Source organism: Enterococcus sp. DIV1096b (assembly GCF_050498765.1).
GTDB lineage: Bacteria > Bacillota > Bacilli > Lactobacillales > Enterococcaceae > Enterococcus_D > Enterococcus_D entomosocium.
Map to the genome: position 1 here is coordinate 3521446 of NZ_JBMHEK010000001.1, position 24423 is coordinate 3545868.

27 protein-coding genes and 1 riboswitch are annotated in these 24423 nt (G+C 45.6%); of the genes, 4 read left to right on the forward strand and 23 right to left on the reverse strand.

Features of this window, described 5'->3' with window-relative positions; all coding sequences use genetic code 11:
- Window positions 1–7 precede the first annotated feature (7 nt).
- The 8 genes from priA to IGJ17_RS16535 form a co-directional block, all read right to left on the reverse strand.
- Window positions 8–2410, reverse strand: a complete 2403-nt coding sequence (gene priA, locus IGJ17_RS16500; protein ID WP_016612055.1) for a primosomal protein N' — start codon at window positions 2408–2410, stop codon at window positions 8–10.
- A gap of 128 nt (window positions 2411–2538) precedes the next feature.
- Entirely contained in the window at window positions 2539–2844 is a 306-nt protein-coding gene (gene rpoZ / locus IGJ17_RS16505; protein WP_005232977.1) for a DNA-directed RNA polymerase subunit omega, read from the reverse strand.
- A gap of 5 nt (window positions 2845–2849) precedes the next feature.
- Window positions 2850–3464, reverse strand: coding sequence for a guanylate kinase (gene gmk, locus IGJ17_RS16510; RefSeq protein WP_005230308.1), 615 nt, complete (start codon window positions 3462–3464; stop codon window positions 2850–2852).
- Between the two features lie 124 nt (window positions 3465–3588).
- Complete coding sequence (locus IGJ17_RS16515; protein ID WP_429961615.1) at window positions 3589–3870, reverse strand: hypothetical protein; 282 nt, start codon at window positions 3868–3870, stop codon at window positions 3589–3591.
- 13 nt (window positions 3871–3883) lie between these two features.
- Window positions 3884–4768 carry a YicC/YloC family endoribonuclease gene (locus tag IGJ17_RS16520; protein WP_429961616.1) on the reverse strand — a complete coding sequence of 295 codons (885 nt, stop codon included), beginning with the start codon at window positions 4766–4768 and terminating at the stop codon, window positions 3884–3886.
- A 27-nt stretch (window positions 4769–4795) separates the two neighbouring features.
- Entirely contained in the window at window positions 4796–5011 is a 216-nt protein-coding gene (locus IGJ17_RS16525; protein WP_005230288.1) for a YdbC family protein, read from the reverse strand.
- Window positions 5004–6668, reverse strand: coding sequence for a patatin-like phospholipase family protein (locus tag IGJ17_RS16530; RefSeq protein WP_142437282.1), 1665 nt, complete (start codon window positions 6666–6668; stop codon window positions 5004–5006). Before IGJ17_RS16530 ends, IGJ17_RS16525 begins: the two co-directional genes overlap by 8 nt.
- A 75-nt stretch (window positions 6669–6743) precedes the next feature.
- Window positions 6744–7460 (reverse strand): class A sortase, encoded by a 717-nt coding sequence (locus IGJ17_RS16535; protein WP_005232974.1) that lies wholly within the window; start codon window positions 7458–7460, stop codon window positions 6744–6746.
- 231 nt (window positions 7461–7691) lie between these two features.
- Here IGJ17_RS16535 and IGJ17_RS16540 point away from each other — a divergent pair, with 231 nt between their 5' ends.
- Window positions 7692–8480 (forward strand): hypothetical protein, encoded by a 789-nt coding sequence (locus IGJ17_RS16540; RefSeq protein WP_005232973.1) that lies wholly within the window; start codon window positions 7692–7694, stop codon window positions 8478–8480.
- A 54-nt stretch (window positions 8481–8534) separates the two neighbouring features.
- On the opposite strand, the gene thiT is transcribed toward IGJ17_RS16540, so the two are convergent.
- The 7 genes from thiT to IGJ17_RS16575 form a co-directional block, all read right to left on the reverse strand.
- Window positions 8535–9107: an energy-coupled thiamine transporter ThiT gene (thiT, locus tag IGJ17_RS16545; protein WP_429961617.1), complete on the reverse strand. Its 573-nt coding sequence runs from the start codon at window positions 9105–9107 to the stop codon at window positions 8535–8537.
- A gap of 52 nt (window positions 9108–9159) precedes the next feature.
- Window positions 9160–9261, reverse strand: a riboswitch (TPP riboswitch).
- Between the two features lie 181 nt (window positions 9262–9442).
- Complete coding sequence (locus IGJ17_RS16550; protein ID WP_008381705.1) at window positions 9443–10417, reverse strand: ribose-phosphate diphosphokinase; 975 nt, start codon at window positions 10415–10417, stop codon at window positions 9443–9445.
- 116 nt (window positions 10418–10533) lie between these two features.
- Window positions 10534–11907: a bifunctional UDP-N-acetylglucosamine diphosphorylase/glucosamine-1-phosphate N-acetyltransferase GlmU gene (gene glmU / locus IGJ17_RS16555; RefSeq protein WP_034871957.1), complete on the reverse strand. Its 1374-nt coding sequence runs from the start codon at window positions 11905–11907 to the stop codon at window positions 10534–10536.
- Between the two features lie 177 nt (window positions 11908–12084).
- Window positions 12085–12909: a pur operon repressor gene (purR, locus tag IGJ17_RS16560; RefSeq protein WP_008381701.1), complete on the reverse strand. Its 825-nt coding sequence runs from the start codon at window positions 12907–12909 to the stop codon at window positions 12085–12087.
- 151 nt (window positions 12910–13060) lie between these two features.
- Window positions 13061–13891, reverse strand: a complete 831-nt coding sequence (locus IGJ17_RS16565; protein WP_005230272.1) for a metal ABC transporter permease — start codon at window positions 13889–13891, stop codon at window positions 13061–13063.
- The gene (locus tag IGJ17_RS16570; RefSeq protein WP_005232967.1) at window positions 13864–14544 is read right to left on the reverse strand and encodes a metal ABC transporter ATP-binding protein; all 681 of its coding nucleotides are present in this window, start codon (window positions 14542–14544) and stop codon (window positions 13864–13866) included. Before IGJ17_RS16570 ends, IGJ17_RS16565 begins: the two co-directional genes overlap by 28 nt.
- 12 nt (window positions 14545–14556) lie before the next feature.
- Window positions 14557–15504: a metal ABC transporter substrate-binding protein gene (locus IGJ17_RS16575; protein ID WP_139843219.1), complete on the reverse strand. Its 948-nt coding sequence runs from the start codon at window positions 15502–15504 to the stop codon at window positions 14557–14559.
- A 306-nt stretch (window positions 15505–15810) separates the two neighbouring features.
- Here IGJ17_RS16575 and IGJ17_RS16580 point away from each other — a divergent pair, with 306 nt between their 5' ends.
- Window positions 15811–15990: a hypothetical protein gene (locus tag IGJ17_RS16580; protein ID WP_005232965.1), complete on the forward strand. Its 180-nt coding sequence runs from the start codon at window positions 15811–15813 to the stop codon at window positions 15988–15990.
- Window positions 15991–16169: 179 nt separating this feature from the next.
- On the opposite strand, the gene ispE is transcribed toward IGJ17_RS16580, so the two are convergent.
- Window positions 16170–17021, reverse strand: a complete 852-nt coding sequence (gene ispE, locus IGJ17_RS16585) for a 4-(cytidine 5'-diphospho)-2-C-methyl-D-erythritol kinase (RefSeq protein ID WP_034878197.1) — start codon at window positions 17019–17021, stop codon at window positions 16170–16172.
- A gap of 174 nt (window positions 17022–17195) precedes the next feature.
- On the opposite strand from ispE, the gene IGJ17_RS16590 reads away from it, so the two are divergent.
- Entirely contained in the window at window positions 17196–17603 is a 408-nt protein-coding gene (locus IGJ17_RS16590) for an Hsp20/alpha crystallin family protein (protein WP_034871953.1), read from the forward strand.
- A 55-nt stretch (window positions 17604–17658) separates the two neighbouring features.
- Here the strand turns inward: IGJ17_RS16590 and IGJ17_RS16595 are convergent, their stop codons facing one another.
- From IGJ17_RS16595 to IGJ17_RS16605, 3 genes are all read right to left on the reverse strand, one after another.
- A complete protein-coding gene (locus IGJ17_RS16595; protein WP_016621099.1) occupies window positions 17659–18414 on the reverse strand; it encodes a DUF6681 family protein in 756 nt (251 codons plus the stop codon).
- Window positions 18415–18422: 8 nt separating this feature from the next.
- Window positions 18423–18857 carry a hypothetical protein gene (locus tag IGJ17_RS16600; RefSeq protein WP_142437284.1) on the reverse strand — a complete coding sequence of 145 codons (435 nt, stop codon included), beginning with the start codon at window positions 18855–18857 and terminating at the stop codon, window positions 18423–18425.
- Between the two features lie 181 nt (window positions 18858–19038).
- On the reverse strand, window positions 19039–19590 hold the full coding sequence (locus IGJ17_RS16605; RefSeq protein ID WP_061053507.1) for a hypothetical protein: 552 nt from the start codon (window positions 19588–19590) through the stop codon (window positions 19039–19041).
- 124 nt (window positions 19591–19714) lie between these two features.
- Here IGJ17_RS16605 and IGJ17_RS16610 point away from each other — a divergent pair, with 124 nt between their 5' ends.
- Window positions 19715–20227 carry a type 1 glutamine amidotransferase domain-containing protein gene (locus IGJ17_RS16610; protein ID WP_429961618.1) on the forward strand — a complete coding sequence of 171 codons (513 nt, stop codon included), beginning with the start codon at window positions 19715–19717 and terminating at the stop codon, window positions 20225–20227.
- A 137-nt stretch (window positions 20228–20364) separates the two neighbouring features.
- On the opposite strand, the gene IGJ17_RS16615 is transcribed toward IGJ17_RS16610, so the two are convergent.
- The 4 genes from IGJ17_RS16615 to IGJ17_RS16630 form a co-directional block, all read right to left on the reverse strand.
- On the reverse strand, window positions 20365–20664 hold the full coding sequence (locus tag IGJ17_RS16615) for a hypothetical protein (protein WP_005232957.1): 300 nt from the start codon (window positions 20662–20664) through the stop codon (window positions 20365–20367).
- A 175-nt stretch (window positions 20665–20839) separates the two neighbouring features.
- Window positions 20840–21988, reverse strand: a complete 1149-nt coding sequence (locus IGJ17_RS16620; RefSeq protein WP_142437285.1) for a mannitol-1-phosphate 5-dehydrogenase — start codon at window positions 21986–21988, stop codon at window positions 20840–20842.
- 22 nt (window positions 21989–22010) lie between these two features.
- Window positions 22011–22448: a PTS sugar transporter subunit IIA gene (locus tag IGJ17_RS16625; RefSeq protein ID WP_142437286.1), complete on the reverse strand. Its 438-nt coding sequence runs from the start codon at window positions 22446–22448 to the stop codon at window positions 22011–22013.
- A gap of 15 nt (window positions 22449–22463) precedes the next feature.
- On the reverse strand, window positions 22464–24236 hold the full coding sequence (locus IGJ17_RS16630; protein WP_142437287.1) for a PTS mannitol transporter subunit IICBA: 1773 nt from the start codon (window positions 24234–24236) through the stop codon (window positions 22464–22466).
- Between the last annotated feature and the right edge of the window lie 187 nt (window positions 24237–24423).

Below are 24423 nucleotides of genomic sequence, written 5' to 3' on the forward strand. Positions count from 1 at the left end.
TTCTCCTCTAAATAAAATTCAACGGCTCTTGGTCAATCGATACGTACAATCCTTTGCGCTGATCGATTTGACTTTGATCCAACAGACGGGTCAACAAAGCAGGTAGCTGCGGTTCATTTTTGTATTTAATGATCAATTGGTAGTAATAACGGTTTTTCACCCGCAAAATCGCACTTGGTGCCGGACCCAACAAAATACTTCGCGGTGACAGCTCCTGCTGCAGATCCCGCGCGATCGCAAACATCTTCTGAGCGGCGACTTGCTCTTCGGGATGGCTGCAGGTGATTTTGACGGTGAAATAATACGGTGGATAACCGCTTTGGTGCCGCATCCACATCTCTTTTTGATAGAAATCTTCGTAGTCTTGCGACTGCGCCAACTGGATGGCATAGTGCTCAGGGTTGAATGTTTGGATCACCACTTCGCCGGTTTTTTCCGCCCGACCTGCCCGACCACTGACCTGAGTCAGCAGCTGGAACGTCCGTTCACTCGAACGAAAATCTGGCAAGTTCAAGGCCGTATCGGCATTCAAGACCCCTACCAGCGTGATATCAGGAAAATCCAAGCCTTTGGCGATCATTTGAGTCCCTAACAAAATATCCGCTTTTTTCTCCCCAAACAAGGTCAAGATTTTTTCGTGGGCGCCTTTTTTGCGGGTGGTATCGACATCCATCCGTAAAACCCGCGCTTCGGGAAACAGTTCCTTCAACTCTTCTTCCACTTTTTGCGTGCCCGTTCCGTAATAACGAATCTTGTCTGCATTACAGTTGGGGCAACGATGGGGGATGTGTTCTTCATGTCCGCAATAATGACAGCGCATCGTTTTGGTATCCATATGGAGCGTCAAGGAGATGTCGCAATTTGGGCAAGGCAAAACATACCCACAATCGCGGCACATCACGAAGGAAGAGTAGCCGCGCCGATTCAGTAGCAAGACGATCTGTTCTTTCCGGGCCAAGCGGTCTGTGATTTTTTCCTGTAACGGACGAGAAAAGGTTTGATACTTTTTGTTGGCAAATTCGGTACGCATATCCACGACTTCGATCTGCGGTAATTGCGCACTGGTTTTTGCCCGTTGATTCAATTTCAATAGGCGGTAGACTTCTTTTTGCGCCCGGGCACGAGACTCCAATGACGGCGTCGCACTGCCTAACACCACTGGACAGTGATGGTACTGGCTGCGCCAAATCGCTAAATCTCTCGCATGGTAACGAGGGGCTTCATCTTGCTTGTAGGAAGCTTCGTGCTCCTCATCGACGATGATGACCCCGATGTTTTTCAACGGAGCAAAAATCGCCGAGCGGGCGCCAACCACCACCTGCGCCTCCCCACGTTCGATCTTACGCCATTCATCGTATTTTTCACCTTGGGACAAGCCGCTGTGTAAAACAGCCACTGCGTCGCCGAGACGGCTTTTAAAGCGTTCGACCATTTGCGGGGTCAAAGCGATCTCCGGTACGAGCATGATCGCGGTTTTGCCTTGTTTCAGCAATTGGGCGATCGCTTGCAGATAGACTTCTGTTTTTCCACTGCCGGTGATCCCTTCCAGTAAAAAAGTCTGCGCCTCTTGGTTATCCGCACAAGCAGTGATTTGCGCTACTGCAGCTGCCTGTTCTTCATTTAATTCAAGGGGGACCGTTTTTTGAAATTGACGGTCTTTGTAAGGATCACGGTAGGCTTCAACTTCCGTAAAGGTCAGCCAGCCAGCTTCTTGTGCTTGGTTCAAAGCCGCGGTGGAAATCCCTTGTTCGGTAAAAAAGGAAACCGGCAAGCGGGCTTCCTCTGTCAAAATCTGTAAGATTTCCAGCTTGCGTTTGGCCCCTTTGCGCAGCTGTTGCTGGACGGCGGGGATTTCTGCTGGCTCGATCTTACGTTCAATATAACGGGTCATTTTCGCTTTGTTTTTATTTTTCACGAGGTACTGCAGTTCAACTACTGCGGCTTCCCGCAAAGGCTTCAACTGCGGCAGCAGCCCTGCACTTTCGGCGGCTTGCCAGCTGAGGATGCCGTCTTCGGGAAAATATTCTTTGATGGGATGATTTCCTTCGAGTAAAACGATCTGCTTTTGGTACTCGGCTTTCATCACACTAGGCAGCATCGTCTGCAAGCAAGTAATCTTAAAGGCAAAGGTCGTTTCCTTCATGTAGTCGGCTAATTGGAGAAGTTCTTCATTGACGACAGGCGACAAATCCAACAAACGAACGATTGGTTTTAAGGTCTGTTGCGGTTCGGCAACTTCTGAAAGCCCGACGACGAACCCTTGGATATGACGGTCACCTTTGCCAAATGGCACTTCGACCCGCATTCCTGTCTCAATGGCGGCTTGTAATTCTGATGGGATCAGATAAGTAAAAGGCTGATCGGTCTGCATCGTGGGAACATCCACGATCACTTCTGCTATGTACGCCATCTCTTCTCCTCCTTTTAGGTTCTATTTTACTAAATGGGCTGGGGTTTGTCTGTACCCCTTACAAAAATTTAACCATCGCCATTCAAAAGAAAAAGCCAGAACACAGGCGTGCTCTAGCTTGCTTTTGTCTATAGCTTTTGTTCGTCGCGGATACGCGCTTCTAATTCTTTTTGTTCTTGGTCTTTTTGCGCTTTGCGCTCTTCTTGTTCCATTTTCAAACGGGCCCGTTTGATTTCTGGATGCGGATCATTAACGACTAATTCCGCTTCGATTTCTTCAAGTGCTTGACCCACACTTTTCACTGAATCAAAGTTTTCTAGTGTTGCTTGCGCACCGGCATCAAGTTCATGCGCCCGTTTGCTTGCTAAGATCACTAATGAATATTTTGAGTTGACACGATCCAACAAAGAATCGATTGAAGGTTTTAACATCATATTTCTTACAGCTCCTCTAACATTTTGATATAGGTTCCGATCACTCGGTCAACGCGAAAATGTTCACTCGAAATAATTTCGCGAATTCGTTGGACTGCCTTAGGTACTTCATCATTGACAACGGCATAATCATACAAAGCCATCATTTCGATTTCTTCACGGGCGACACGCATCCGTTCATCGATCACTTCGGCAGAGTCGGTTCCTCTTCCTGTAATACGAGAGCGTAATTCTGCCAGATCAGGTGGCGTCAGAAAAATAAACACACCATCGGGAACTTTGTCTTTTACTTGTTTTGCCCCTTGCACTTCGATCTCTAAAAATACATCTTTTCCTTGATCCAGTGTTTGTTGGACATAAGATAATGGGGTGCCATAATAATTGCCGACATATTCGGCGTATTCCAGCATTTCACCGGCTTCGATCAAGGCTTCAAATTCTTCCCGCGTGCGGAAATAGTAATCGACCCCTTCCACTTCCCCCTCGCGTTTTTGACGAGTGGTCATTGAAACGGAATATTGAAAATCGTTGTCGTCACTCTCAAAAATTGCTTTGCGCACGGTCCCTTTCCCTACTCCGGAAGGTCCTGATAAAACTATAAGTAATCCTCGCTCTGACATAATGACGTCCTTTCACTGACATTTGCTTAACGTCTATTTTGCACTTTTTTTCAGCAACTTTCAAGAACTACTTTATTATAATGGGAATTTCATGAAATTGCTAGTCTACACTTCGGCTGCTTTCTTAAAAGCCCATGTTGCTTAAGGTATTGATGACCCCTGCTAATTCGTCTTTGGCAGTGATCGCTTTTTCGGTCGGATCCGTCACTTCTTGGCAATCGATACGTACGATGTACCGACGATTTAAAGAAACAGCTACGCCATCAACTAGTAGATGAAGAAAATCCGGCTCGATGGCTACGCAGGCATCTTCCCACGCATAGAAATTCTCTTTATCAGAGGGAATACTGCGCTTGATGACATTTTTTCCGCTCAGTTCGTGAAAGGTGATATCGTAATATTTCATTGGTTCATTCCTCCTACTCGATGTTTTGAACTTGTTCTCTGATTTTCTCAATGATCGTCTTCATTTGGACGACACTGTTTTTGATTTGGATCGGACTTGATTTTGAGCCAATCGTATTGACTTCTCGGTTCATCTCTTGGATCAAGAAATCCAGCTCTCGACCTATCGGCGTCTCAGCTGCCAGCAGCTCCGTCATCGTCGTTAAATGGATACTTAAACGATCCAGTTCTTCGTGGATATCGCCGCGTTCTAATAAAATCGCCAACTCTGTCAGTAAACGATCGCGATCGACTTCTTCCCCTAAATAAGCAGTCAGTTTCTTTTCAAAGCGTTCTTGGTAGTCCGCCTCATAGAGGGCCACGAATTGTTTGAGTTCTGTCAGCTTTTCCTGCAGCTGTCGCTGGTTTTCTTGTAAGATCTGCAGAATGCCTTGCCCTTCCACCCAGCGGCTTTGGTCGATCGCTGCCAACGCTTGGTCTAATGCTTCCATCACGCCATCGGCTAAGGTGCTTTCTTCTGGCTCTTGATCAGAGATCATTAGAAAAGCCTCATGGAGCAGGAATTGTTCCAGCAATGCTGCTTTTGGCAGCTCTGTCAGGTCAAAACGGGCGTTGGCTTCGGTATCGATCTCCTGCATGAAACGTTCCAGCAGGTCCCATTGGATCTCGATCTGTTTCGTATTTGCGGTTTTTTCTTTTAACGTCACATACAATTCGATTCGCCCCCGCTGGAGGGTCTGCTTGATCGACTGCCGTAAAGCACCTTCTAGAGGATTCAATTGTTTGGGCATTCGCAGCTGCAGGTCCAAAAAGCGCTGATTGACACTTTTGATCTCAATTTCGATCTGCACATCTGGCGTTTCTGCACTGCCTTTGCCAAAACCAGTCATACTTTTCATTTGATCACTCCTCACCGTTTTGCTTTCTTACATGGAAAGCAGGGCTTTTTTAAGTTCTGCAAATTCTTCATTGGATAAGGTCACGCCTTTGCCCATCTTCTCGTGCTCTGGGCCCCAATCTCTCAGATCAAATTTTGGCGGACGCCCATTCCAGCTCACCAAATTCAATTCTTTGCGCCAGCCTCTTTGATTTTCCGAAAGCACGGCGATCTCTTCAACGATTTCATACGAAAATTTATCCATTTTCTGCTCCTTTCAAAAGATAGTGACTATACGCTGCCATTAAAGCAGTCAGCGGGTAACGCCGACGAATCTGCTGAAGGGCGGGCAGATTCAATTGCTGCGTCCGATAAAAAAAGAAAAAGCGGTTTTGCTCGGACAAGACAAAAAAACGGTCGCGATAATAGCTCAGCCACTCGGTGATCGACCAGGCATCGGCTTCTTCCACTGCCTTTAGCGCAATTTTTTCAGCTAAAGCCGTTAGAATCGTTTCCTGCTCATAAATCACCGTAGGCGCTAGATACAATACTTTCGCGGTACACTCTATCAGTATACGCCCCCACTGCTCAAATGGCACATCCTGTTGATAGAATTTACGCATTTTTTTCCAAAATTCTTTTTTCTTTAGTTCCTGATAAAGCAACGGGTCTGTCTGGCGTAGCTCTTTCAAAAAGCCCCGCCATAACGGCTGAAAATCAACCGTCTTTTCAAAGGTATACCAATGGCCTTGGTATTTGCCGAACACTTTCAAGGTTTCCAAATAGCCCAAGGTCATATTATCCAGCGAACGCTGGGCATCAAAAACCAAAAAGCTGCCTAAGGACCAAGGAGACCCTAACGAAAGTTGCGCAGTTTCTTCCGTCAAAACCGTCCTTTTATTGATGCCGGGTCCTTGGACATCCACGGTGATACATTCCGTTGCCCCCTGCTGTAGAGCGACATCGATGGGCAGGTTGTTGCGATAGCCGCCATCGATGTAATAGGCGTCATTAATTTTTTGCGCCTGCATCGCTGGATAAAATGAGGCGGATGCCAATAACCAATGCAGGTTTTCTTCTACTGCTGATGGATCAAAGGCATAAACCGTCTCCTTGAAATCTGGCAGACGAGTCGTACAGATTAGCAAATGACAAGCAGTTTGGCTGAATTTTTCTTGATCAAAGGTCTTTTGCAAAAGCTTTGCCAAGGGTTCGGTACTGGCGCCGTTGCTTTTAACCGCTTCACGGACCAGCGAGTTGGCTTGATTCATCAAATCCCGCAGTGTTTGGGCTCGTACCGAAGCAAGCGGATAGTGCAATACTTGCTCGCTGGAGATATTTGCCCATAAATCGACGGCCGCTTCCACATCGTTCATTAAAATCAAGGCACCATTCAAGGCACCGACGGAAGTTCCCGTGATCCATTCAAAGGTGATGCCCCGTTCTTGCAGCGCTTGCCAAACACCGATTTGATACGCCCCGTGAGCACCGCCACCGCCTAAAACCAGCGCCGTCTGATAAGCTAGCGCTTTTTGATACCCTTGAGGGACCACCTGATACCCTTGCTGGATAAACCACTCCGCCAAGGGGGTCCGATGAGGAAGCTGCCACAAGACGGCTGCTACAAAGCGACTGCGGGCGAAGCTTTCTGTCACGGCCAGCAGTTGTTTCCAAGTAAACTCGGCGGCCGCTTCCACCAGCAGATTGGTGATAGTCAGTGTCTTTTGGTCAAAATCAAACTGCCCGGCAAGGTAAAAGCGGCCATAACGGCTGTCGATCTGCCAGCCCTGCTGCGCCATGTCGGCAAGAAATGCTCGTCGCGCTTTTGAGTGCGACTCAAAAAAGGAAAAGACCAGTCGGCTTTCTTGAAACCCTGCCCTTTGTGCAAGAAAATCGATCGAAGTCAGTTTTTTCACTTTCATCAAGACGCCTCCTTATGCAAAAAAGAATAGACGAATGACACGCCATCTGCCGTACCACTCGAGCTATTCTTTTGATTAAAATGTTCGTTGTGCCATGTTGAATGCTGCCAACATCTCATCCGTTGCTTCGTCGACAGGCGTTACAGATTCCAGATCACCTTGGATCACACGACGGGTGACACCGCCCATTTCCCCACAGGTGATCAGCGTGATCATTTTGCGGCCTTCTACTTCGTCAAGCAAATAAACATCGGTCGGGTCGACCCGCACAGAAGAAGTCGCAGTATACGTGTAAATATTTTCCAGATCGGTCACATAGATAGCCGCCCCGATCGCGACATCATCCAATGGCGTAAACAAAAGCTCTGGCGATTGAGCGCGATGGCTAGCTAACGCGTAATTGCCTTCCCCCATTTTTTGGGTGGGACTTAACGTACCAGCACCATACAGCAAGGCCTCGTTGGCCAAGCCTTTAAAAATCGGCAGATTGATCCCAACACTGGGAACCGCCACGCCGCCGATCACTGGCAAAGCTTTGTTGCTCAGCTGCGCCCGTAAGACTGCTTCTGAACTTGCCGGCTCCACGGCATCAAAATCAAAGGTCGCTTCCGCTTCCATATTTTTTTCGACCTCACTACGATCAATGGTGCCGACTGCGTATGCTTCACCTGTTTGTTTAATAAAATAATTTTTGATTTGATTATTAAAAATCAATGCTAAACCAATCAATAACAGCACAAGCAAAAAGAGATTGCTCAGCCAATTCGAAAGTCTGCTTTTCTTTTTTCTCATAGGTTCTCGTCTCCATTAGTTTCTTCTTTTATCATACCAAAATCCTCATAAAGACGCCAATTTTGGCCAGTTTTTTTACGAAAAGACAAGATTTGCCTTTTTTTGTCGAAAAAGGGAACTTAAAAATTGTTTTTTCTGTTATTTTGTAATATAACTTTAAACGAAAAGATACAAGCAATTTTCAGCGCTTTGTTGTAGAATGAACTTAGTATATAGGAGGGATCGATCGGCATGTCTAACACGATTTACGTACATATTGATACAACCAGCAATGCCGTCTTGACCCGCGGGCTTGCCCCCCAAGATTTTAACAAGAGCATCGTCCATCAGCCCAAGAATTTGCTCTTGCTTGATCCTTCCAGTGATTTCGGCGAATTCGACGGTCATACGGGCTTAAAAGTGATACGCGGAATGGAAGATGTCCAACTGTTTTTTCAGCAAATCAACAAAGGTCGCATTGCCGAAGAAATGAAGTGGATCGATTTTAATGATTACGAGATGGTCAAAGAATTGACGCCTTTAGAGATCTCCGAATTGTTATATTTTGGCCACATGAAGACACACCTCCACTCCCCTTTCTTTTACAAACTGCAAAATAACTTTGTTTTCTTTGACTTAAAAGATGCACGTTCCCGCGTTTATTATCGTTACTTAGATGAGTATTACCGGATCTTGGCGGATCGGATCACCCGCATCGTCTTAGAAAAAATCAATGATCGCCTCTCCTTTTTTAAAAAAGCAACACCGGTGGAAAAACTCGATTTTAATTTGCTGAAAGAGTTGCGGGGAATCATGCAAGAAGGCATCGTCTTCTGTCTGACACAAGAACAACTGATCGATAAAACTTATACGATCCCAATCTATCTGTCAGAAGATGCTGGCTTGAAAAGCACATTGGTCAATCAAAAAGAGTTAGATCAAATTGCAGTTTTGCGCTACTCAGCCAGCAAAAAAAACTGGTCGTTGGAAATTGATCAAGAAGATTTGGCTTTTGGCTTTTTCGACAAAAAAATGTCTTGATGCTTCTCTTTTTCAAAGAGCATCAAGACATTTTTTATGATTTCATTTCTAAAACTAAGCTTTAGGCACAAATAATTTCGGGGCTGCCTTGACTAAGAGACCTAGGGCGACCCCTACATAAACGATATTGATAATGACCGATGATCCATTGAAGATCAAGGAATACAGATACGGACTTTGTCCTGGCGGTGCGTACATTCCCCAGACAAAGACTCCAGCCCAATAATGCCAAAACCAACGGCTGATCACCGCCACGATGCCCCCTAAGACGACATACCACGTAACGGTTTTGCTGTTTTGACGGATCGCTTGTTGGATTTTATTAGCAAACAAGCCGCCCATCCCGCCAAAAGCAAAGGCAAAGGGGTATTCAAAGATGATCTGTGGAACGGTGATAAAGTTACGCATGGCGCTACCAATCAAAATATTCAGCAAGCCCCACATAAATCCCGCCGTCATTCCCGGCAGCACCCCGCGACGATACGAATACAAGACCAAGGGCACGAGCCCTAGAGACAAGTCGATACTGGAATTGGCTGTCTGGATCGGGATATACGACAAGACGACCCCGATAGCAGCAATCATCGTTCCTTCCGTCCACACTTGCAGCGACATTTTTCGTTTCAAAAAAAACTCCTCCTTTAGAATCATCACAATTCACAAAGGAGAAGTGTTAGACACTTCAACTCGTCACAATTCCTACGTTCGCATGATCGAAACAGGTACGAAGGGTTTAGAGTACTCTCATTCTCAGCCTTTGCAGACTCCCCTTTGTGATTAGATTCTATTTTATTTTGTGCTTGCGTTTCGCAAGTCACTTTCAAGAATACCATAAATTGGTGAAAAGAAACATGACTGCGATCGTTTTTTCTAAAAACATCCTGAAACTCCTCAGAAAAAAACAACCAATGAGCGGTTAAAGACCGACCATTGGCTGTTGTTCTCATGCTTATGAGGCACGATTAAATTGATAATTTTGATTCAAACAGTGGACTTACTGGTTTGTTCTCATGGATTCGTTTGATCGCTTCGCCCATCAAGGCACCAACACTGATCTCATCGATTTTTTTCGACTTACGGTCTTCTGGCAAGTAAATCGAATCTGTCACAACTAGATGCTCAATGGCCGAATCTTCGATTCGTTCCAAGGCAGGTCCTGACAAGACAGGGTGAGTACATGAGGCGTAAACACTTTTGGCACCTGCTTGTTTCAACGCATTCGCAGCCAATGTGATGGTACCAGCAGTATCGATCATATCGTCGATCAAGACACAAGTTTTGCCTTCAACATGACCAATGATATTCATGACTTCCGCTACGTTGGCTTTCGGACGACGTTTGTCGATGATCGCGATTGGTGACTTAAGAAACTCAGCTAATTTGCGGGCACGAGTCACGCCACCGTGGTCTGGTGAAACGACTACGACGTCATCGCCTTGAATGCCTCTTTCCAAGAAGTAGTTGGCGATCAATGGTGCACCCATCAAGTGGTCAACTGGGATATCAAAGAACCCTTGAATCTGTGAAGCATGCAAATCCAGTGTAACCATACGGTTCGCACCGGCTTTTTCGATCATGTTTGCTACAAGTTTTGCGGTGATTGGTTCTCTTGATCGCGCTTTGCGGTCTTGTCTTGCATAACCATAATAAGGCATTACTACATTGATCGTCTTCGCACTGGCGCGCTTCAAAGCATCGATCATGATCAGCAATTCCATTAGGTTATCGTTTACAGGGCTGCTGGTTGATTGAATCACGTAGACGTGGGCACCACGAATACTTTCTTCAATATTCACTTGGATTTCACCATCGCTAAATTGTTTGACTGAACACTTACCTAATTCAACACCTACTGCAGCTGCGATTTTTTCCGCCAAAGGACGATTTGAGTTCAGAGAAAAAATCTTCAATCTTGGATCAAAATAATGATTTGACATGAGAACCTCCACTTTCTTTGCGTTCATCTAGAAAAAAATGACTCCTTTTTACTAGAATCTTCTTCCTAATAAATAGTAGTCATTTTTCCTTAAGAAATCAAGTCATTTCGCTATTTCTAATTTAGATAAGGTAACTTTTTCGCGTAATCCGCTTTATTTTCCTGACGGGCGCGGGCAATCGCCATACTGTGTTTAGGAACATCTTTGGTGATCGTTGAGCCAGCAGCGATCATCGTTTCCTCTTCGATGGTCAAGGGTGCAACCAGATTAGACCCGGAGCCGATAAAGCAATTGTCCCCGACAGTCGTTTTAAATTTGCTCTTGCCGTCATAATTAACAAAGACTACACCGCAGCCGACGTTGATGTTTTTGCCTAAGGTTGCATCACCGACATAGGACAAGTGTCCGACTTTGGTGCCTTCACCAATCGTCGCATTTTTGATTTCCACAAAGTTACCGATATGGGCATGGGCCAAAATTTCCGCATTGGGGCGAAGGTGGGCATTGGGACCGACATCGGCGCCATCATGAATGATGCTCTCCTCGATCGTCGATGCCTTGATCGTCACTTGGTTGCCGATCTTGCTGTCTTCAATTTCAGAAGCTGCCGTAATGACACAGTCTTCTCCGATCGTCGTCTGCCCTTTGATGATCACACCGGCTTCGATCAAGGTATCTGAACCAATCACAACGCCTTCGTCGATATAAGTCGTCGCCGGGTCGATCAAGGTCACGCCGTTTTGCATGTGTTGACGGTTGATCCGCTGGCGCATCAAGCGATTGGCTTCGGCTAAGGCAATGCGGTCGTTGACTCCTAAAGATTCATGGAAATCTTCGGTTTGATAAGCAGCGATGATTTTGCCGTCTTCCTTTAAGATCTCGATAATATCAGTCAAGTAGTACTCCCCTTGGGCATTGTCCGTATCTAATTTTGCCAAGGCGTCAAATAACAATTCATTGTCAAAGCAATACGTGCCTGTATTGATTTCTTGGATCAGTGCTTCTTCGGTCGACGCATCTTTTTGCTCGACGATTTTTTCCACGATGCCGACATGATCCCGTACGATCCGGCCATAGCCCGTTGGGTCTGCCGCTTGTGCCGTCAAGATCGTTGCCGATGCATTTTTCCCTTGATGGTAATCGAACAAGTTATTCAAGGTTTCCGTCGTCAATAACGGCGTATCCCCACTAATTACTAAGGTCGTGCCTTTTTTGCCCTTTAAAAATGATTCGGCTTGAACGACAGCGTGACCGGTACCTAATTGTTCGGCTTGTAAGGCGTAATTGGTGCGATCCCCCAGTTGCTCCTTGACCATTTCCGCCCCGTGACCAACGATCGTCACGATCTCTTCAGGATTTGTTTCCACCACTCGGTTCATGATGTGCTCCACCATTGGCTTACCGCAAACCGGATGTAACACTTTATATAACTTCGATTTCATGCGCGTGCCTTTTCCAGCCGCTAAAATTATTGCAAAACGTGCGTCCACGTATTCCACTCCTATCAATCTGAACGATTTTTGTTCATTGAATTTCCTATAAACAGTTTAGCCCAAGTACTTGTAAATTTCAACGATTTAAGGAACCCCCACCTAGACCAATCAAAAAAAGACTGGCAGCCGCCGTTCGAAAAACAGCTGCTTGCGCCAGTCTAAGAGCCACAAAAATCAGGCTTTTTTCTCAAAATAATTTCCCGGTACTACCGAGATCGTTTTGGTCTGGGTATCGACATCTTCAACATACAGCAGAGAGCTGTAATCGCTGATGGCCCGCTTGCCTTTGAATTTCGTTTCGGCAAAAACCGTAATACCGACTAATTCGGCCTCAAATTCTTCAATCAAGCTCTTCATTCCATTGACCGTGCCGCCGCCTTTCATAAAGTCATCGACCACCAATACTCTAGAGCCGCGCTTTAAGCTGCGTTTGGATAATTCCATTTTTTCGATCCGCTCTGAAGAACCAGAGACATAATTGACACTCACGGTCGAGCCTTCAGTGATCTTGGAATCACGACGCACGATCACGAAGGGAACATTCAAGTAGTAAGAGACTGCTTGAGCGATCGGAACTCCTTTAGTAGCAACGGTCATCACCGCATCGATTTGTTCGCCTAAATATTTGGAAGCGATGATGCGGCCGACTTGGCGCAGCAATTCCGGTTCGCCCAATAAGTCAGATAGATAGACATAGCCGCCAGGCAACAAACGGTCTTGCTCAGACAAGCGTTTTGCCAGCCCTTCAACGTACGCATACGCTTCTTCTTCAGAAATTTCAGGCACAAAAAAAACACCGCCAGCAGCGCCTGGCACGGTATCAAGAATGCCTGTTCCGCGTTCTTTAAAGGTCTTTTTGATAATAGATAAATCTTCGCTAATCGATGATTTTGCAGAGGCATATCGTTTAGAAAAGAAGGACAATGAAATCAATTCATGGGGATGATTCAACAAGTAATGTGTCATATCGATCAGTCGTTCACTTCGACGTATTTTCACACCGGACAACTCCTTTAGTTTATTCGCCTTATTATAAGGCTTTTTCGGGATAAATGCGAGCATTATCTGAAATATTGCTTATATCGTTCGGTTTTGATTAGAGTTTAAAAAAAAGAAACGAAAATTCTTCGTTTCTTTTTCATAAAGCCCTTTATTTGAGGCGTTGTTTTCGTTGCACGAGGATCACGATGCGTTTGATCAAATTGATTACTAAGAAAAGAGCGATAAAAACCAGCGTGATCGTCGCTCCCGGTGGTGTGTCCAAATAAAAGGAACTGGTCAAACCAGACATCATCCCAATCATGCCGATCACGACACTGATCAAAATCACCGCGTTGAAGCTTTTGCCTAAACGCATACTGATGGCAGCTGGTAAAACCATGATCGCAGAGATCAGCAATGCACCCGCAATCGGGATCATCATGGCGATTGCCACCCCCGTCAAGACATTAAAGAGCATCGACATCACTCGCACAGGCAAGCCATCGACATGAGCGGTATCTTCATCAAAGGTCAAAATGTACATGGGCCGTTTGAATAAGAAAAATAAAGCAAAAACGACTAAAAACAAAAAGCCTAAGATCCAAACTTGCTCTTGTGTGATCGTAACGATCGACCCAAACAAGTACGATTGGATACTCGTTGCGGAGTTTCCACCGCTAAGGTTCATCAAGACGAGGGCTAACGCTAAACCGCCGGACATCAAAATGGCGATCGAAATCTCTGAATAACTGCGGTACAGTGTTCGCAAGTATTCCAAAATGATTGCGGCAATGACTACGATCAATAGCGTCGTCAAACTCGGATTTAGATTTAGAAAGAAGCCTAGTGCCACCCCTGCTAAAGAGACATGGGACAGCGTATCAGCCATCAATGACTGTCGTCGAATCACCAGAAAGACCCCTAGCATTGGTGCGATACCAGCAATAAAAATCGCCGCAAGAAAAGCTCTTCTCATGAATTCATATGAAAGCAGCGCCATGGTGAATCCTCCTTCCGCACTAAACGGATCTGACGGTCCGCATATTCTTTGATATCTTCGTGATCATGAGTGATCATCAAAATCGACTTGCCGTGGTCATGAGCATTGTGCCGGAGCAGTTCATAAAACAGATTACGGGATTGTTCATCCATCCCCGTAGTCGGTTCATCTAAAATAAATAAATCAGGATCCGTGGCAAAGACCCGTGCCAAGCTGATCCGCTGTTTTTGGCCACCGGACAACTCACCGATCCGTTTATGACGCACGTCCCACATCCCGACGGCATCTAATGCACGGCGGACATGTTCATGGTCTCGTTTCGTCAGTCGCTTGAACCAACGATCTCTTGGGTAGCGGCCTGATTGGACCAATTCCAAAACGGTGCTGGGGAACCCGACGTTAAAGGAAGCAATCTGCTGAGGAATGTAGCCGATGCTTAATTTTTCACCAGCTGCATTCTTGGTCGCCAAGGTGACTGCACCTTTAGAAGGTTTCAACAAACCAAGGGTTGCTTTGATCAAAGTAGATTTTGCCGCCCCATTTTCGCCGGTCAAAATCACGAATTCGCCGTCTTCAACAAAGTAGGAAATGTCTTCCAAGACGGGCTCATCGTCATAATAAAAGGTCAAATCTTTTACATCGATATAACGCACGCAGGCGCCTCCTTAGTGAATACTTTTTTGTAATGCTGCCAAATTGTCTTCCATTACAGACAGGTATGTTTCGCCGTTATCCATCTGCTCTTGCGTCAAGCTTTCTAATGGATTCAAGACCGCTAACTCCACGCCCGTTTCAGAGGCTAAGGTCTCAGCCACCTTCGATGAGGCATTTTCTTCAAAATAGATAACTTTGACTTGTTTTTCTTCCACATATTCTTTCAGCTCAGCCAACCGACTTGGCGTTGGTTCTTGATCGGGTGAAATGCCCGAAATCGATTCTTCGACTAAATCATACTGCCGTGCCAAATAGCCAAAGGCTGCGTGCTGCGTAACGAAGGTTCGTTGGGTCGCATCCTTTAATGCCGCTTGGTAGGCTTCATCTAAAGCAGAAAGCTTTTCGATATAGGCAGCCGCATTTTCCGTGAAAGTTGCCTTTTGCTCAGGAAACTTCGCAATCAAGTCATCGCGGATCGTTTCTACTTCTTGGATCGCTAAGACTGGGTCGGTCCAAACATGAGGGTCATACGTATGATCATGGCCTTCATGGCTGTCTTCGTCCTCGTGACCATGCTCTTCCTCTGTGCCTTCCACCAACTGAATGTTTTTGGCCGCTTCAATCACTGCTGTTTGCTCAGGATCGACGGAATCCGTCAAACTAGCAACCCAAGTTTCTAGCTCAGGACTATTGTAGACCAAGGCATCTGCATCCATAATTTTGGTCATATCTTTGGCACTTGGCTCATAGTCATGGGGTTCTGTTCCTGCAGGGATCAGCAAGGAGACATCCGCTGCCTCACCTGCGACTTCTTTCGTAAATTCGTACATTGGGTAAAAGGTCGTGACGATCGACAGCTTTTCTGCGTCACTCGATTGACTTGTCGCTTCTTGCTGCCCACAAGCGCCAAGAAGCACGCCCCCTAAAAGGAGTGCTGTAGTAAGTAAGATTTTTTTCATCGGGATTTCCCCTTCCATTTGCTGGCTCATCTTTTTATTTTAAAACGGAACAACTCCGTTTTGTTAGCAAAAGTTACTCTATCAAATGATTTCCGGTTCGTCAAGACAAATCGTACGTTTTACGATTTAAAACTTTTATTTCGAGATAAATCGGAAAACATAGGAGAAAACGTTCATTTGAAGCGGATTCTTCTCTCGGGAACATCGTCTTATTTTACACCGTTGGCCATGCGATTCCTTTGTGATAACTTGAAAAATTAGAGAGTAAGTAGGATAATCATCTAAAAGCACTTGGAGGAAACGAAGATGAACGAATTTGTAACTGTGCCGCCAACTGTAAACAACAGCGAACTGCTGAATCGAATCGATTTACCAGAAGATCCTGCATCGCAGCAAACCGAAGAAATCCGCAAAACGATCGACAAACCATTGTACGAAGAAGACAAAAAGAAAAAATCCGCAAAGAAGCAGCACCAAAAAGAGTAGCCTTTGCTTTACGTAAAGAATCAGACCCCGACGCCTTTTTTTCGTCGGGGTCTTTTCTGTAAGGCAGCTTCTAGATGCTTCCTCCCTACCTCAGCTGCCTTATTCTTTACTATTGAACTGGATTTTATAGAAGGAATGCAAAAAAACACAGGCGAATCCAGCCTGTGTCCTTGACTCATTCATTTCAATGTACGTACAAGATAAACCTCATCGCAGAATCCTTTTAAGGCATTGTAGACCCGCTGTGCCCGCGAATATTTTTGACAAAGAGCAAAGACAGTCGGTCCGCTGCCGGTCATCAAGGCAACATCTGCGCCATATTTCATCATGCGATCTTTGATCTGTTGGACGATCGGATACTTGGGGATCGTGATGGCTTCTAGGCTATTGCCCATGGCAGCGATCATAGCCGAGTAGTCTTCGGCTAAGACGGCGGCAGACAATGCTGCGATATCTGGATGGTGCAGTTGGTCCAGCTCAACTTCTTGAAAGATTTTCCCCGTTGAAACACTCAGACGAGGTTTGACTAAGATGACCCAACATTGCGGCATCGGCCGCAGCGGCGTCACCAGCTCCCCTTTTCCTGCAATATGAGCAGTGGTCCCATACAGACAATAGGGAACATCAGTGCCAACTTCCATACCAATATCGATCAGCTCTGCCATGGAGAGATCCAAGTCCCAAAGGCGAACCATCCCCCGCAGCGCTGCCGCACAATCCGTACTGCCACCACCTAACCCAGCTGCCACCGGGATATTCTTGGTGATGCGAATACGAATGCCTTTTTTGATACCATAGCGTTTTTTTAAAATACTGGCGGCCTGATAGACATTATTGCGTTTATCGATCGGTAAAAAAGCTTTGTTGGTTTCTACAATGATCTTATCTTCTGCTATCTCTTCCATTATCAGACGGTCGGCTAGATCAACACTAGACATCACCATTTCCAACTCATGGTAGCCGTCTGTTCTTTTCTCTAACACATCGAGACCGAGGTTGATCTTAGCTGGCGCTTTTTCAATAATCTCCATCTTCATTCATCCAATCATCTGATAGTTATTTAGTTCTATCATAGCAGATTCTTATAAGATAGTTGAGTGATTTCTCTTGTTTTTATGATTGTTGCCATTTTGGTTGCCCTTTGGCTTGGTTCCTCGTAAAATAGAGGTACCAACTCAATGGATAAAAGAAAGCGGGGGAACCACATGGCAAATTTGATTCCAAGAGATTTAGCAGGCGGCGAAGAACTATTAGGCAAATTAATGAACAGTTTTTGGCAAGAACGACAAATGAACACGGACATTAAAGAATACGAAGACAAGTATCTCGTTCAAGCAGATTTACCCGGCATCAAGAAAGAAAATATCCGCGTCAGTTACGTCAACAACACGCTGACGATTTCAGCGGCTCAAACAGAAACCACTGAAACCGAGGATGATTTCGGACATTATTTGCGCAAAGAACGCTCCAGCAGTGCCTATCAACGGACCTTCACCATCACAGACATTGATGACGAGTCCATCAAAGCAGTGTTTGAAGACGGCGTTTTGACCCTGACTTTACCGAAAGCTAGCTACAAAGACGCACCTGCAAAAAACATTCCGATCGAATAACAACAAATTAAAAAAGCAGTCCCCCCAGAGGAAACTCTGGTCGGGACTGCTTTTCTTATTTGCGTGCTTGTCGTCGATACGCCTGTCTTGAGGTCTGCGGTTCTTCTTCGGAGACCTCTTTTTTGACATACAATTTTAAACTGTATGGTTCGTGGTATTTGACATCGTTTTTGACAAAATCACCGCCAGTGATAAATAAGCCCACTGGCTCTAAAGGTTGCTTGCCTGTCCATTGAATCGTGCCAATTTTCGTCATCTCCGTGTAGCTGGTCCCGATCTGCAATACGTACTCGTTTTTCCCTTGCTGTTTGACAAAATAGTAAGGGTACAAGGTATTTTTCGGAATCGTAAAGCCGTTGGATGACGGTTTGATCGCCAATTCTTCTTGAGCGATCAAGGTCTGCAAATGATTCGCCAATACCAGCTGATAGTCTTCTTCAAAATCGATCACCGCTTTTTCAGTCGTCAAACGATCAATGTCGGTGGTGCTGATAGTTTCCCCTTCAATATTGAAGACTTCGTCCGGTAAGACTTTGACAAAGGTCTGAGTGACATCGAACTTCATATTTTTATTCAAGAAATAATAGAAGATATTCAGTACCCAAAAATAGACTAAGACCAAAAAGCCGATCGTATAAAGGATCGCTTGAAAATAGTTTTGGTTCGCAAACATTCCATAGATGATCCGTAAAATATACGCCGTTGGAATAATACTGAGGATGGTATAGGCGCGATTCAAGTATTTGGGACTGATGTCAAGATAGCCCAAAAATTTGTGGATGCCGTTGATTAAATCTAAAATAAGCGTCATTTTCTCACCTACTCATTTCCTTGATTCTCATCCATGATCCCTTGTGGATCTGGCGTGGTCTCTTCACTTGAAGAAGGTGTTTCCTGATTGTTTTCCGATGGTGCCGGTGAAACATTGGCATCGCTTGATGGCGTCGTTTCTGCAGGCACCGAAGAAGACGGGGTCGTTTCTGGTGTTACTACTTCACTGCTGGATGACGGTGTGTTCTGCTGGTCATCGTTCGTCGGTTGTGAGTCCGTGCTAGCAGGTGTTTGATTTTGACTGTCTTCCGTTATCGAAGACGGTGTGCTTTCACTTGGTGCTTGTTCGGTCGTTTCTGTCGTTTCCGTCGCACGACTTGGTTGGCGGTAACTGCCTGAATTCACCACGCCGGTGGCAGTGGCAATGATCGTTGATATCGTTAAAAGTGCAATTGGTTTTAAAATAGGCGGGACTTTTCGCATGATTCTCATCCTTTTCTTACCCGATTCTGCCCATCGGCAGTCTCGGTTCCTTCAGCCTCTTCTTACCTTTATAATCGTTTCTGACAAAAGGGTCAAGATTCCCGAGGCTTCTGTCGCAGGATTTAAAAAAAACTAAACATGTAACTGTTTTCACAAAAAATAACGACGACAGTTGCCGCCGCTACACAAGGTATTCATAAAACTTTTCAAAGGTCAGGTGCAACGTGCCATGGTAATCCCGTAAAAGGGCGGGCAATGCGATTACTTCTTCATGTTGGATCGGGGCATCGATTTGAATCACCGCTTGCTCATCATCCAGATAGTAGGAACTAAACAGCTCATCATCGGTGATTTCTTCTAATTGATTGGTCAGCTCTTCATAAAACTTTTCTACGATCGGTTCTGCCAACTCATCAAAGACCGGCTGCAAGGCTGCCTCTACAGCTGGAAAAGGCTGTGCGAGTAATTGCTGTCCGCTGAGGGAACGCCGGGTATTCTCATAGGTCAAATAAAGCAGGTCGAAATAATCCTCTTCTTCCCCGATCGCTTCTAGCGTCAAAAGGGCTTTTTCTACCAATGAAACCAAGGACGAGGATACCTCTTGATGCATCACCGCATCGACTTTTTCAAATAGTTGCTGTTTCTCGATGACAAATGTTTCTTCCATAAAAGTGAATTCCGCTTTTTCAAAGCAAAGGGGGGTATCAGAGATAAATAGTTGGATCGTTGCCATGGCGTTGCCTTCTTTCTTTTTCAAGCTGCAGACAAACAGATGATTTGTCAACAGCGAAAATCTTCGTTAGCATAAATAATAGCAGGTGAACAAATTGTTCATCAAGTAATAAGGAGGAGATCGAATGAGTAAAGTTGCTGTTATTGTCACTGATCTAGTTGAAGATGTTGAATTGACGTCACCAAAAGAAGCACTGGAAGCGGCCGGACATGAAGTAGTCGTTATTAGTAATGAAGGCGCCGAGACCGTAAAAGGCAAACAAGGTGGAACGTTTCCCGTTGATGCGGCCATCGATACGATCGATCCCGCCAGTTTTGATGCTTTGTTGATCCCAGGCGGTTTCTCCCCTGACCAATTACGGACCGATGAGCGCTATGTGTCATTGACGAAAGACTTTTTAACATCTGATCGTCCCGTCTTTGCCATTTGCCACGGCCCACAACTGTTTATCCAAACAGGACTGACGAAAGATTTGACCTTGACGGCTTATGATTCTGTGCGACCAGATTTAGCCTACGCGGGAGCCACCGTCAAAGATGAGCCCGTCGTGATCGACGAAATCTATCGGTTGATCACCAGCCGGAACCCAGATGACTTAGATGCCTTCAATCAAGCGATTACTGAGGCATTGAACTAACCACGAATAAGACGTGGTTTCTTTGATAGAAAAAAAGCCGCCAGTTGCAGCGTTCGATCCTTCGTATCGATCGAGCTGCAGCTGAGTGGTTTTTTCTTGCGTAGCTTTTCAATTTTCAGTGAATGGCTTTTTTCCTGTTACTCGTCAGAGGGCAACTCAAAACCATCGAAGGTCTCACCATCATAGTAGCGCAATAATTCTTCCGTCGATAATAAGGAAGACGTCATTTCTTCCTGCGCCTCATTGACCTCTCGAAGTTGGGCAAGGTAAGCCGCGTAGGCTTCTGCCAACTGCCGGTAAACAGCTTGCCGCGATGTTCCTTCCCCTTGGATCGTCGGCAATTCACGGATAAAGGCCCGATAGACGGGGCGGTTTTCCTGCCATTCGATCGGCAACTCAATTACTTGAAGCTGGGCTTCTTCAAACCATCGTTCCATTGCTCTCCCTCATTTCTTTTCTTATTATCGTCAAGTTGGCAGCAAAGGTCAATCGGTGAGCAAAAAAACACAGAACAAGCAGATAAATTGCCGCATCCGTAAAAGCTAGCCCAACAAGCGAGCTTTTGCGGATAGGTCAATTTCTTTCAACGCTTGTTCTGTGTGTTACTCGTTTTTATGCGGCAACATACGCATATTTTTCAATGTTTTGTCGGATCGTTTCAATCATGTCTTCATCACGCAAGCCAGTGATTTCTGCAATGACTTCCGGTAGTGATTTTTCATCCAAAAGTGCTTGTAACTGTTGGCTTTGCTCATCTTCAGGGTCTTTGTAATTGAAGATCATGCCGATCGTTTCATAGAGATGATCTGGCTGCATGTTGCGTTTTTCTAACTCAAGGACTGGTCGGATAAAGCGTTCTTCGGTCCCTAATTTGCGGACAGGTGTCCGTGCCACCCGAGTGATGGCATCGGAAATGTGCTTGTTTTTAAAGCGTTGGATGATTTTTTCGATATACCGTTCATGTTCTTCAGGATCAAAGGCCCATTTCTCAATTAAAAGGCGGCCAGTTTCTTCGAGAACGGATTTTAATTGGATCACCACTAAATGGTCCTGCATCGCTTCATCGATCGTCTGATAGCCTTGGAGAGCGCCTGTGTACGCTACCGTGGCATGACCCGTATTGACACTGAATAATTTCCGTTCAATATACGGTTCCAGGTCCGCCACATAATGGACCCCTTGCAGATGGATCGATGATTTCATCCCTGACTCTTGGATCACCCATTCGCAAAAAGGTTCTACTTGAACGAATAAGGGATCTTCATGGTGCTGCAGCGGTACGATACGGTCCACCGCTGCATCTGGAAAACCAACCGTCGCTTCCAATGCTGACCAATCCGCAACGTATTTTTGCACTTCGCTTTTTAAAAAGGTCGATCCGCCGATCATGTTCTCACAGGCGATCACATCAATGGCTGGCTTGTCTGGGTGTTGCTGACGTGCTTCTAAGCCTTTGGCGATCAGCTCAGCGATATGCGGCAAAATGTTGGGACCAATGGCGGTCGTAAGGATGTCTGCCTCGGCGATCGCTTGGATCACCGCTTCTGGTTCTTTGGCATTGTTCAATCCCGTCACATGCTCGATGTGGATCTGTTCTTGGGTCTCATCGGCTAATTCGATGGTATACCCTTGTCTTGCTTTTAAGGCGTCAATGATCGTTTCATTGACATCAATAAATGTGATTTCAAAGTTGTTGGCAGCCAATATCTCGCCGATAAAGCCGCGACCAATATTACCTGCACCAAAGTGAACTGCCTTCATGTCTTGTCTCCTCCTTAAATCCTTATGCTACGGTCAAACTTTGGGCGATTTCTTCTTTATCTAAGGCATCCGCCAATTCGACAACGTTATCGATATCGCTGCAAAAGAGGGCGATTTGTTGGACCAATTGCAGATGATGTTCCCCTTTGCCCGCGATACCAAAAAGGACGGTGACGATTTTTTCTTCGTCCGCTGTACCGAAATTCACGCCATCAGGCACTTGCACGATACAGATACCTGATTTTTTGACGTATTTTTTGGCTTCATCCGTACCGTGAGGAATCGCAATAAAGTTCCCCATATAGACTGAGAGCATCTCGTCACGCTCAAGCATGGCTTCGACGTATTCTTTTTCCACACAGCCTGCCGCCAGCAGTTTTTCGCCGCAGTAACGAATGGCTGCTTCTTTGGTCGCAAATTGTTTGTTCAATTCAATCATGTCTTTTTCTAATACTTGCATTCGGCTCATCCTTTCTTAATTCGCTGCTTTGATCGATGCCACGATCCGTTGATAGTTCGTCGTTCCCATCAGATTATTAACGGATAGATGGATCGCTTCTGGCGCTGAGGTTTGCGCTTGCGGCGTTAGGGCTTCTTTTGTGATCACCAGGGAAGAGGCGTTGGCATGGAGATCATTGATATGGCTTTTTCTGATTGGCATCGTCAGAGCTTCTTTGGCTAAAAGATCTTGGAAGACTTTCTGAGCCATCGTTGCCGAACCTTTGCGATCATCGTGGGCCAAAATGATTTCACTGACTTGCTTAAGGTCATTGGCGGAAGGAACATCTGCCTGATTGCCTGCTTCAGACGTTTTTTCTGAATCCCCCGCTGTCTTAGTCCCTGACAATGTGGTTACGATTTCATCGTACCGTGGAGAGTTCAGGAAATTCTCAACCGCGACGAAGGTCGCATTTGGCGCTTTTTGTTTGGCACGTTCTTGCAATTCTTCTTGAGTGACGATCAGCGTATTGGCATCGTCCGTCAAATTGTTGATGGCGGAATTCGAGACATTTTGTGGAAGACCCGCTTCTTTGACTTTTTTACGTAAGATCGATGCCCCCATAGCACTGGAGCCCATGCCTGCATCACATGCGAAGATGATGCGATTAATGCCAGTCATTGGTTGAGCCGCCAAGCCTTTAGCGCTGAGTTTTGCTGCTTGCGTTTGTTGTACTTTTTCTTCAAAATTATCCACTGTATCCTTCGCATCCGCTTTCAAAATTGCGGCAGCGACGATAAAGGACACGCCTGCTCCTACGGCAATTCCGGCTAAGACAGAAACGACACTCATCACCGAGTTGAATGGCGTCATTGCTAAGATCGCAATGATCGAACCTGGTGAAGCAGGTGCCCGTAAGCCTGCACCTAGCAATTGGAAGGTAAAGCTTCCTGATACACCGCCGGCAATCACTGCTAAGAACATCAATGGTTTCATCATGACGTATGGGAAGTAGATCTCATGGATCCCACCGATAAAGTGAATGATGATCGCTCCAGGTGCCGAAGATTTCGCTGCTCCTTTTCCGAAGAAAGTGAAGGCTAGCAAGACTCCTAAACCAGGTCCAGGATTGGCTTCTAATAAGTAAAGAATCGATTTCCCAAATTCGCTGACTTGCTCAGTACCTAGTGGTGTCAAAATTCCATGGTTGATGGCATTGTTTAAGAATAGGATTTTTGCTGGTTCAATAAAAATATTGGCTAATGGAATCAAGTGGGCATTGACGATCACTTCTACCCCTGCTGCCATTGCTTGTGTCAAGGTGTTAACAACTGGTCCGATTGCTACAAAGCCCAGTAATGCTAAGGCAAAGCCGATCAAACCTGATGAAAAGTTGTTGACCAACATTTCAAAGCCAGCGCGAACTTTGTCTTGGAAGATCTCGTCAAATTTCTTGATGACCCAACCGCCTAAAGGACCCATGATCATCGCACCCAATAGCATTGGGATATCCGTTCCGACGATGACCCCCATCGTCGCGATCGCCCCAACCACGGCCCCGCGGTCGCCAGCAATCACTTTCCCGCCGGTATACCCGATCAAGATTGGGATCAAATACGTCAGCATTGGACCAACCATCGTTGCAAAGGCTTCATTTGGTAAATACCCATCTGGAATAAATAATGCCGTTAATACACCCCATGCAATCAATGCGCCGATATTCGGCATCACCATACTCGACAACGTACTGCCTAATTTTTGAACTTTTGCTTTTACTGATGATTTGGCTGCTTTTTGTGTCTGTTCCATTTTTTTCTCTCCTCTCGTCTGCTTACACCCTTATTGTAGGCGCTTCCCAAAACGGTCGAAAGTCGTACTTTGTCACAAAAAACTGTGCCAAAACTTGTAGCCAAACAGACAGAACAAAAAAACGCGAGTAGCCCCTGCACTCACTGGCTTTTTGTTATGTTTCACGTGAAGCATTTTTATTTGGTTT